Origin of the sequence: Streptococcus parasanguinis, from assembly GCF_001073155.1 — a bacterium.
In the GTDB taxonomy this organism is placed as follows: Bacteria; Bacillota; Bacilli; order Lactobacillales; family Streptococcaceae; genus Streptococcus; species Streptococcus parasanguinis_D.
Map to the genome: position 1 here is coordinate 24,505 of NZ_JVEE01000051.1, position 9,963 is coordinate 34,467.

10 protein-coding genes are annotated in these 9,963 nt (G+C 44.1%); 9 read left to right on the forward strand and 1 reads right to left on the reverse strand.

Features of this window, described 5'->3' with window-relative positions; all coding sequences use genetic code 11:
- The first annotated feature begins 16 nt into the window (after positions 1–16).
- A complete protein-coding gene (purB, locus tag ADH92_RS09345) occupies positions 17–1,315 on the forward strand; it encodes an adenylosuccinate lyase (protein ID WP_003009314.1) in 1,299 nt (432 codons plus the stop codon).
- A gap of 184 nt (positions 1,316–1,499) precedes the next feature.
- On the opposite strand, the gene ADH92_RS09350 is transcribed toward purB, so the two are convergent.
- The gene (locus tag ADH92_RS09350; protein WP_049498209.1) at positions 1,500–2,216 is read right to left on the reverse strand and encodes a GntR family transcriptional regulator; all 717 of its coding nucleotides are present in this window, start codon (positions 2,214–2,216) and stop codon (positions 1,500–1,502) included.
- A gap of 131 nt (positions 2,217–2,347) precedes the next feature.
- Here ADH92_RS09350 and ADH92_RS09355 point away from each other — a divergent pair, with 131 nt between their 5' ends.
- The 8 genes from ADH92_RS09355 to ADH92_RS09390 all read left to right on the forward strand — a co-directional run.
- Positions 2,348–4,135 carry a glycoside hydrolase family 35 protein gene (locus ADH92_RS09355; protein ID WP_049498210.1) on the forward strand — a complete coding sequence of 596 codons (1,788 nt, stop codon included), beginning with the start codon at positions 2,348–2,350 and terminating at the stop codon, positions 4,133–4,135.
- On the forward strand, positions 4,132–4,608 hold the full coding sequence (locus tag ADH92_RS09360; protein ID WP_003009322.1) for a PTS sugar transporter subunit IIB: 477 nt from the start codon (positions 4,132–4,134) through the stop codon (positions 4,606–4,608). Before ADH92_RS09355 ends, ADH92_RS09360 begins: the two co-directional genes overlap by 4 nt.
- A 26-nt stretch (positions 4,609–4,634) precedes the next feature.
- A complete protein-coding gene (locus tag ADH92_RS09365) occupies positions 4,635–5,549 on the forward strand; it encodes a PTS mannose/fructose/sorbose/N-acetylgalactosamine transporter subunit IIC (RefSeq protein ID WP_003013827.1) in 915 nt (304 codons plus the stop codon).
- Positions 5,536–6,357 carry a PTS system mannose/fructose/sorbose family transporter subunit IID gene (locus ADH92_RS09370; protein ID WP_003002374.1) on the forward strand — a complete coding sequence of 274 codons (822 nt, stop codon included), beginning with the start codon at positions 5,536–5,538 and terminating at the stop codon, positions 6,355–6,357. Before ADH92_RS09365 ends, ADH92_RS09370 begins: the two co-directional genes overlap by 14 nt.
- An 11-nt stretch (positions 6,358–6,368) precedes the next feature.
- Positions 6,369–6,773 (forward strand): PTS sugar transporter subunit IIA, encoded by a 405-nt coding sequence (locus ADH92_RS09375; RefSeq protein ID WP_003002366.1) that lies wholly within the window; start codon positions 6,369–6,371, stop codon positions 6,771–6,773.
- An 83-nt stretch (positions 6,774–6,856) separates the two neighbouring features.
- Positions 6,857–8,026, forward strand: coding sequence for an SIS domain-containing protein (locus ADH92_RS09380; protein WP_049498211.1), 1,170 nt, complete (start codon positions 6,857–6,859; stop codon positions 8,024–8,026).
- An 81-nt stretch (positions 8,027–8,107) separates the two neighbouring features.
- Positions 8,108–9,148, forward strand: coding sequence for an aldose epimerase family protein (locus ADH92_RS09385; protein ID WP_049498212.1), 1,041 nt, complete (start codon positions 8,108–8,110; stop codon positions 9,146–9,148).
- Positions 9,149–9,568: 420 nt separating this feature from the next.
- The coding region (locus tag ADH92_RS09390; protein WP_049498213.1) for an AAA family ATPase at positions 9,569–9,963 on the forward strand (395 nt) is incomplete at its 3' end.

The following is a 9,963-nucleotide window of genomic DNA, read 5'->3' on the forward strand; positions in this document are numbered from 1 at the left end:
AAAGGAAAATAAAAACATGATCGAACGTTACTCTCGCCCTGAGATGGCGAACATTTGGACTGAAGAAAATAAATACCGTGCCTGGCTTGAGGTGGAAATCTTGGCAGACGAAGCCTGGGCTGAATTGGGAGAAATTCCTAAGGAAGATGTGGCTTTGATTCGTGAAAAAGCGGACTTTGACATCGACCGTATTTTGGAAATCGAGCAGCAAACTCGTCATGATGTAGTGGCCTTCACACGTGCGGTTTCTGAGACTCTTGGTGAAGAGCGCAAGTGGGTTCACTATGGGTTGACTTCTACTGACGTGGTAGATACGGCCTATGGTTACCTCTACAAACAAGCCAACGACATCATCCGCAAGGACCTTGAAAACTTCCTCAACATCATTGCTGACAAGGCGAAAGAGCACAAGTTCACTATCATGATGGGTCGTACGCACGGTGTGCACGCTGAACCGACAACTTTTGGTCTTAAATTGGCAACTTGGTACAGTGAAATGAAACGGAACATCGAGCGTTTCGAGCATGCGGCTGCTGGTGTGGAAGCTGGTAAGATTTCTGGTGCGGTTGGTAACTTTGCCAACATCCCACCATTCGTTGAAAAATACGTCTGCGACAAATTGGGTATCCGTGCTCAAGAAATCTCTACACAGGTGCTTCCTCGTGACCTTCACGCTGAGTACTTTGCAGTTCTTGCGAGCATCGCAACTTCGATCGAGCGTATGGCTACAGAAATCCGTGGTCTTCAAAAATCTGAACAACGTGAAGTGGAAGAGTTCTTTGCCAAAGGTCAAAAAGGTTCTTCAGCCATGCCTCACAAGCGCAACCCGATCGGTTCTGAAAACATGACAGGTCTTGCGCGTGTGATCCGTGGTCACATGGTCACAGCTTACGAAAATGTGTCACTCTGGCATGAGCGTGATATCTCTCACTCATCAGCTGAGCGTATCATCGCACCAGACACAACCATCTTGATTGACTACATGCTCAACCGTTTCGGAAACATCGTTAAGAACTTGACAGTCTTCCCAGAAAACATGATTCGCAACATGAACTCTACATTTGGTTTGATCTTCAGCCAACGTGCCATGTTGACTTTGATTGAAAAAGGGATGACACGTGAGCAAGCTTACGACCTTGTTCAACCGAAGACTGCCCAATCATGGGATAACCAAGTAGACTTCAAACCACTTCTTGAGGCAGACCCAGAAGTGACATCACGCCTCACTCAAGAAGAAATCGATGAAATCTTTAACCCAACTTACTACACCAAACGGGTGGATGAAATCTTCGAACGCATCGGTTTGGGTGACTAATCGCAACGAAAAAGGGAATTTGAAAAATAGACGAAAAGAAGCAGAGAAATCTGCTTCTTTTTAAACTTTTTATAGCTAAATTATCACTAATTATATATATTTTTAAAGAGGTCTTTAGAAATCGTTTTCAACATGCTATAATGGAGTTATAAAAAAGACCGAGATGTCTCAGTCTTTTTGGTTCTTAGTGATCGCGGTCACAGGAGATGAACTTGATCTTGTAGTAATCACCGCGTTTATAAGTTTCCGTGTATTCAAGGATTTGGCCAGTCGCTTCTAGCTTGGTCATCTTCACTTGTTTGACCGTTGGGAAATTTTCGTCGATCTTCAATACCTTAGCAATCTTGCTTGGTGTAGGAAAGACGATTTCGTTGACTTCTTCGAAGTGCTCGTCATTCATATGAATGTGGTAGTCTTCTTTGAAGCGATCATAGATAGAGCTGTAGTATTCCAAATTTGGATAGTTTGGATTGATGTATTGTTCGGGAACATAGGTTTGGTGGAAGATATAGGTATCATCCCCTGTATGGCGAGTCCGTTCGATTTTATAATAGAATTGCGTTGGGTTGAGGCCTAGTTTGTCTAGGATGCTCAAGGTATTTCCACGTTTAATAGAGAGAACTTTGACTTTGGCCTTTTGGATTGGGAAGGTTTCAACATCTGAAAATTCTACCAGTTTGTGTTTTCGAGCACGAGAAACAAAGGTTCCTTTTCCTTGCTGACGGACAATGTAGCCATCAGCAGCGAGGTCGTTCAAAGCACGGACAACGGTGATAGAGCTGACATCATAAATTTTGATGAGTTCAGCTTCAGTATAAAATTTATCTCCATTTTCAAATTTTCCGGAGATAATTTGCTGCTTCAATTCATCTTTGATGTGTTGGTACTTTGGAATTGCCATAGTGCTACCTCTCTTTAGATTTCTCTTATTTAACCCTATTTTAACATATTTTTTATAAAAGTGTTGACATTTTTTAAATAATTTATTATATTAATAAATGAAAAGGGTTACATATAAGAAAGGGGGCGTTTATGGGAGTTTTTGAGATTCGCGATGCTTTCTATTTAAAAGATCAACCCTTCAAGATTTTATCCGGAGCGATCCATTATTTCCGAATTGACCCAGCAGACTGGTATCATTCCTTGTATAATCTAAAGGCTTTGGGTTTTAACACGGTTGAGACCTATGTCCCTTGGAATGCGCATGAACCCCGCAAAGGGCAGTTTGACTTTAGTGGTCGATTGGATCTAGAGCGTTTCATTCAAACAGCCCAGTCCCTAGGACTTTACATGATTGTAAGGCCGTCGCCCTTTATCTGTGCAGAGTGGGAATTTGGTGGATTACCAGCCTGGCTCTTGGAAGAAGACCTGCGAATCCGCTCATCAGACCCAGCCTTTATCGAAGCGGTGGATCGTTATTATGATCGCTTGCTTGGCTTGTTGACACCCTACCAAGTGGATCAAGGTGGTCCAATCCTCATGATGCAGGTGGAAAATGAGTACGGCTCTTATGGAGAAGATAAGGATTATCTGCGTGCCATTCGGGATTTGATGAAGGAAAAAGGCGTGACCTGTCCTCTCTTTACATCGGATGGGCCATGGCGAGCAACGCTAAGAACAGGAACCCTGATTGAAGAAGACCTCTTTGTGACGGGAAACTTCGGTTCCAAAGCAGCCTATAACTTTGGTCAGATGAAAGAATTCTTTGACGAATACGGCAAGAAATGGCCCTTGATGTGTATGGAATTCTGGGATGGCTGGTTTACCCGCTGGAAGGAACCCGTGATTCGAAGGGACCCAGAGGAGTTGGCAGAAGCTGTACATGAGGTCTTGGAGCTCGGCTCCATCAATCTCTATATGTTTCATGGCGGAACCAATTTCGGCTTCATGAATGGTTGCTCAGCTCGGGGTACGCTTGATTTGCCACAGGTGACATCCTATGACTATGGGGCTTTGCTCAATGAGCAGGGCAATCCGACGGAAAAGTATTATGCTATTCAAAAAATGATGGCGACCTACTATCCAGAGTATCCACAGATGGATCCGCTTGTGAAGTCGAGTTTATCTGAACGAACATTGGAGTTGACCAAAAAGACTAGTTTGTTCGGCAATTTAAACGAGATTGCTCAAGTCACAGAAAGTCTTTACCCACAGACCATGGAAGAAATCGACCACCCATTAGGCTATCTGCTCTATGAGACAGAAGTGGAAATGGATGCGGAAGAAGAGCGCTTGCGTATCATTGATGCGCGTGATCGGGTACAGGTGTATGCCAATGATCAGTTGATTGCCACTCAATACCAAGAAGAAATCGGTCAAGATCTTTTTTTAAACGGAAAAAAGAAAACGATTACAAACTTAAAACTCTTGATCGAAAACATGGGAAGAGTCAATTATGGGCACAAACTCTTAGCGGATACCCAACGAAAAGGAATCCGAACTGGGGTTTGTATCGATCTTCATTTCAAGCTTTATTGGAAACAATATGCGCTTGATTTTAGCCAACTGGACCGCTTGGATTTTTCGAAAGAATGGCAAGAAGGTCAACCAGCTTTTTATCAATTTGCTTTTCATCTAGATCAGGTTGAGGATACCTTCCTTGATATGACTGGATTTGGAAAAGGGATCGTTCTTGTAAATGGCCACCATATCGGTCGTTTCTGGGAAGTCGGACCGACCACTTCACTTTACGTGCCTCATGGTTTCCTCAAAGAAGGAGCTAATAGCCTGATCGTCTTTGAGACAGAAGGGCGTTACCAAGAGACACTTGAACTTGTTCAACAACCTACATTCAAAGAAGTAAAGGGGGAAAACTTATGACTATTGTAGGATGCCGTATTGATGGACGTTTGATCCACGGGCAGGTAGCCAATCTTTGGACTACCAAACTAAATGTTTCACGTATCATGGTGATCGATGATGAAGTCGCTCAAAATGATATCGAAAAAAGTGGCTTGAAACTAGCGACACCGCCGGGTGTTAAGCTCAGTATCTTGCCAGTCGCAAAGGCTGCGGAAAATATCTTGGCTGGAAAATATGATAGCCAACGACTCTTTATCGTAGCTCGCAAACCTGATCGTTTCCTTCGTTTGATCGAAGCAGGCGTTCAGCTTGAAACGCTGAATGTCGGCAATATGTCTCAATCCGATGAGACACGCGCGATTACCCGCTCGATCAATGTGGTGGATGCGGATGTGGAAGACTTCAACAAGATCCACGAAAAAGGTGTAAAGATTACGTCTCAAATGGTGCCAAACGACACTGCAGAAGACTTTATGAAGTTATTAAAGTAAAAGAAAATTTTTAGGAGGAAATTGTCATGATACAATGGTGGCAAATTTTACTACTTACTTTGTACTCAGCTTATCAAATCTGTGATGAGTTGACGATTGTTTCATCAGCAGGCTCACCAGTCTTTGCTGGTTTCATTACAGGACTTGTTATGGGGGATTTAGGAACAGGTCTCTTTATCGGAGCGTCTCTCCAATTGACAGTGCTCGGTGTAGGTACTTTCGGTGGAGCTTCTCGTATTGACGCCACTTCTGGTGCCGTTCTTGCAACTGCCTTTTCAGTAGCGCAAGGTATTAAACCAGAAATTGCGATTTCAACTATTGCCGTTCCCGTAGCTGCTCTCTTGACCTATGCAGATATCCTTGGCCGTATGAGTACTACTGCCTTTGCACACCGTATTGATGCGGCGATCGAACGCTTTGATTATAAAGGAATTGAACGCAACTACCTTCTTGGTGCTGTTCCTTGGGCTCTCTCTCGTGCCCTTCCAGTCTTCTTGGCTCTTGCCTTTGGTGGTGCTTTTGTCCAATCTGTTGTTGACTTTGTTGCAAAATATCAATGGTTCGCAAACGGCTTGACTCTTGCAGGACGTATGCTTCCTGGTCTTGGATTTGCGATCTTGCTTCACTACTTGCCTGTGAAACGTCACCTTCACTATCTTGCCCTTGGTTTTGGCTTGACAGCGATGTTGACAGTGCTTTACAGCAATGTTCAAAGTGTTGGTGCTGCAATTTCTGCTATGCTTGGAACAGATGCGTTTGCAAAACTTCCAAAAGAACAAATGGTTGCCTTCACAAACAACTTCAAATCTGTATCTATGATCGGGGTTGCCATCATCGGTATCTTCCTTGCAGTGCAACACTTTAAAAACAGCCAACGTACAGTTGTAGCTGCTCCAGCAAGCAATGTAGAAAGCGGGGAAATTGAAGATGACGAATTCTAATAACTACAAACTCACTAAAGAGGATTTTAAACAAATCAACAAACGTAGCCTCTTCACCTTCCAATTAGGTTGGAACTACGAACGGATGCAGGCTTCTGGTTACCTTTACATGCTTCTTCCACAATTGCGGAAAATGTATGGAGATGGCACACCTGAATTGAAAGAAATGATGAAATTGCATACGCAATTCTTCAATACTTCTCCATTCTTCCACACCATTATCACTGGTTTTGATTTGGCTTTGGAAGAAAAAGATGGTGTCAACTCTAAAGATGCGGTTAACGGGATCAAGACAGGTCTCATGGGACCATTTGCCCCTCTTGGAGACTCTATCTTTGGATCTTTGGTTCCAGCTATTATGGGATCTATTGCAGCAACCATCGCGTCACAAGGTCAACCATGGGGTATCTTCCTTTGGATTGCTGTGGCAGTTGCTTATGATATCTTCCGTTGGAAACAGTTGGAATTCGCTTATAAAGAAGGTACCAACTTAATCAACAACATGCAAAGTACCTTGACAGCTTTGATCGAAGCAGCTTCTGTACTTGGTATCTTCATGGTCGGTGCCTTGATTGCAACGATGATCAATGTGGATGTAACCTGGATGCCACACATCGGGGACAAAGCCATCGATATCCAAGACATGCTCAATTTGATCTTCCCACGCTTGGTTCCAGCTATTATCACAGGTGTGATTTACTGGTTGCTTGGACGTAAAGGAATGAACTCAACTAAAGCTATCTTGTTGATTATCGTCGCAGCGATTGCCTTCTCTGCCTTTGGTCATTTCTGCTTCGGCATGCAGTAATGGAGTAGGGTATGGCAAAAGAGTTAGTACTGGTCAGCCATGGTCGCTTTTGTGAAGAGCTTAAAGCTAGCACAGAGATGATTATGGGGCCACAAGAATCCATCCATACGGTTGCACTCTTACCAGAAGAAGGGCCAGAAGACTTTACCGCTAAATTTGAAGCAACAGTCCAAGGTCTAGAAGACTATATTGTATTTGCCGATCTCTTGGGAGGAACTCCTTGCAACACTGTGAGTCGCTTGATCCTTGAAGGACGTGCGATTGACTTATACGCAGGGATGAATCTTCCGATGGTCATCGAATTCATCAATAGTAGCCTGACTGGTAATGAAGGGGACTACCCTGAACGTGCAAAAGAAAGTATTGTCAAGGTAAATGACCTCTTGTCAAACCTTGATGATGATGAAGATGAGTAGGTTGGTAGGGGAGTCTGGGAGCATCATCTCAGACTCCTTTCCCATTTATCAACGTTAGATTGTAGAAAGGAACAACAGGTTCTATGTTAGACTATACAAAAGAAGACTTGCAGGAGCTAGGAGCAGAGATCACAACACGTGAGATTTACCAACAACCAAGGGTTTGGAAAGAAACGGCTCGCTTGTACCAAGAAAGAAAAGCGGAAATAAAAGCTTTCTTAGAAAAGATTGGACAAGAGCATGACTATATCAAGGTCATCTTGACAGGGGCAGGGACCTCAGCCTATGTGGGTGATACCTTGGTTCCTTACTTGCAGGAAGTGCATGATGAACGCCACTGGAATTTCCAATCCATTGCGACGACGGATATCGTAGCTCATCCTCAAACCTATTTGAAAAAAGAGGTTCCGACGGTTTTAGTATCCTTTGCCCGGAGTGGTAATTCGCCAGAAAGTGTCGCCACCGTGCAGTTGGCCCAAGACCTGGTCGATGAGCTCTATCAGATCACCATTACCTGTGCTGAAGAAGGAAAACTGGCTTTGCAGGCGCATGGGGATGAGCGCAATCTCTTGCTTCTCCAACCTAAAGAAACCAATGATGCCGGCTTTGCCATGACATCCAGCTTCACCTCCATGCTCTTGACAGCTCTCTTGGTCTTTGATCCAAGCGAGGAAGAGATCAAGGAAAAACGAGTAGAAGAGCTGGTTCATCTATCTGAGCAAATCTTGGAGAAGGACCGTGCGGTCAAAGAAGTGGTCGATCTAGACTTTGAGCGCGTGATCTATCTGGGGGCAGGACCTTTCTTTGGTCTAGCTCATGAAGCCCAGCTCAAGATTTTGGAATTAACAGCAGGCAAAATCGCAACCATGTATGAGAGTCCTGTCGGTTTCCGTCACGGTCCAAAATCCCTCATTAATGACCAAACTCTCGTCTTGGTCTTTGGATCCATTGATCCTTATACCCGTCAGTATGATCTGGACTTAGTTCGCGAAGTTGCAGGAGATCAGATTGCCCGTCAAGTCGTCCTCTTGACCGATCAAGCTGCAGGGATCGAGCATGTACGGGAAGTGTTAGTGGAAGCTTCTGCAGACTCACTAGATATCTACCGTGCCTTCCCTTACATTATCTACGGTCAATTGATTTCTCTCTTGACTTCGCTCAAGGTGCAAAATCGCCCAGACACACCTTCACCGACTGGTACCGTCAATCGGGTTGTTCAAGGGGTGATCATTCATCCATTTCATAAAGAATAGCCACTAATTTTCTATAAAAAGTGGAGTGTTTCTTCTTGTGAAACTGATACAATGGAGAAAAACAGTGAGAGGAGAAGGTTTGTGAAACAGTATCAAGAAAGCGTGTTTGGAGAATGGCAGAATCAAGAGGTTCGGGCTTATCGCCTCGAAAATGACAAGGGCTACCAATTATCTGTCATGACCTATGGGGCGACGATCTTAGAATATGTGACACCGGATAAAGAAGACCAGTTTACGAATATTATTCTAGGCTTTGATCGCTTTGAGGACTATGTGGGCAATAGCCCTAAATATGGGGCTAGTATTGGCCCGGTAGCAGGCCGGATTGCAGGGGCAAGTTTTGAACTCAATGGAGAGACCTATCATTTGGAAGCTAATAACGGTGCTAACTGCAACCACAGTGGATCAACAGGCTGGGACAGCGCTTTGTTTAGCGTGGAGTCGGTAACGGATCAGGAAATTACCCTATACACAGAACGTGCAGATGGAACCGGTGGTTTCCCTGGAAATCTCAAGGTCTGGGTAACCTATGGTTTGACGGAAGATGGTGAACTTGAGATTGCCTATCGGGTAGAAACGGATCAAGATACCTTGGTCAACCCGACCAACCACAGCTATTTCAACCTATCAGGCAACTTCACCCAGCCGATCAATGACCATGTCTTTCAGATCAACCATCAAGGGCTTTACCCTATCCATCCAGACGGTGTTCCTCTTCAGACCGTGGATAGAGAAAGTCCTGTTGTCCAGCATCTCTACCAAGCAATGCTCTTGGAGGATCTTTTTAAGGACTCTGATCCGCAAATCCGTCTGGTAGAAGGATTAGACCATCCATTTGCTCTTCCAGAAGGGCATGAAAATGCCGGCTTTCTTTACCATCAGCCATCTGGACGTTTTTTGACCTTTAAGTCAGAAGCCCCAGCCTTGGTAGTTTATTCAGCCAATTTCGTAGACGAAACTGTTCATCTGCAAGGCCAACCAATGGTTCAGCACAATGGCTTGGCTCTAGAATTCCAAACAGTGCCAGACGCCATTCACAGTGACCAAGCTGAAAAGGTCATCTTGAGAGCAGGTCAAGTCTTCACCAGCAAGACTAGCTACCATGCCATCGCTAAGAAATAAGGAGGAAAGGGGAGTGGCCAAACAAGGATGTGAAATCCTTGCTTGAGACCTCCTCTTTTTCTCGAAAAAAATTTTTTAGAAAAACTATAAGGAAAGTTTAAGCTTCCTATCGTATACTAATACCATCATCAAAGACCTCCTAACTTTGAATGATAAAACTCCTAAAACTTTTTCATAATAATCTCCCTATAAGAGCCACCAAAACCGGTGGCTTTTTTCTATGTACCTTAGCGAACGTTAGTGAGCTTAGGTACATTGATGCAGTTTGAGCGGAGTGAAAACTACGTTCCTTATTTCTTAGCAAACGTTAGTGAGTTTAGGTATGTTGACGCAGTTCGAACGCTAGTGAGAACCAGGATCTTTAAAAAACACATTCTATTTATGGTACCGAAGGTATCATTTTTTGCTATAATAGACTGTATGAGTAGAATTTTAGACAATGAAATCATGGGCGATGAAGAGGCCGTTGAACGGACGTTGCGCCCGCAATATTTACATGAATATATTGGTCAAGATAAGGTCAAGGACCAGCTGAAAATCTTTATTGAGGCGGCTAAGCTTCGGGATGAAGCACTGGATCATGTCCTTCTTTTTGGTCCTCCGGGACTGGGGAAAACCACCATGGCCTTTGTCATTGCCAATGAACTGGGTGTCAATCTCAAGCAGACTTCTGGTCCTGTCATTGAAAAGGCTGGTGACTTGGTAGCCATCCTCAATGATCTAGAGCCGGGCGATGTCCTCTTTATCGATGAGATCCACCGTCTTCCTATGTCAGTCGAAGAAGTGCTTTACAGCGCCATGGAAGATTTTTACAT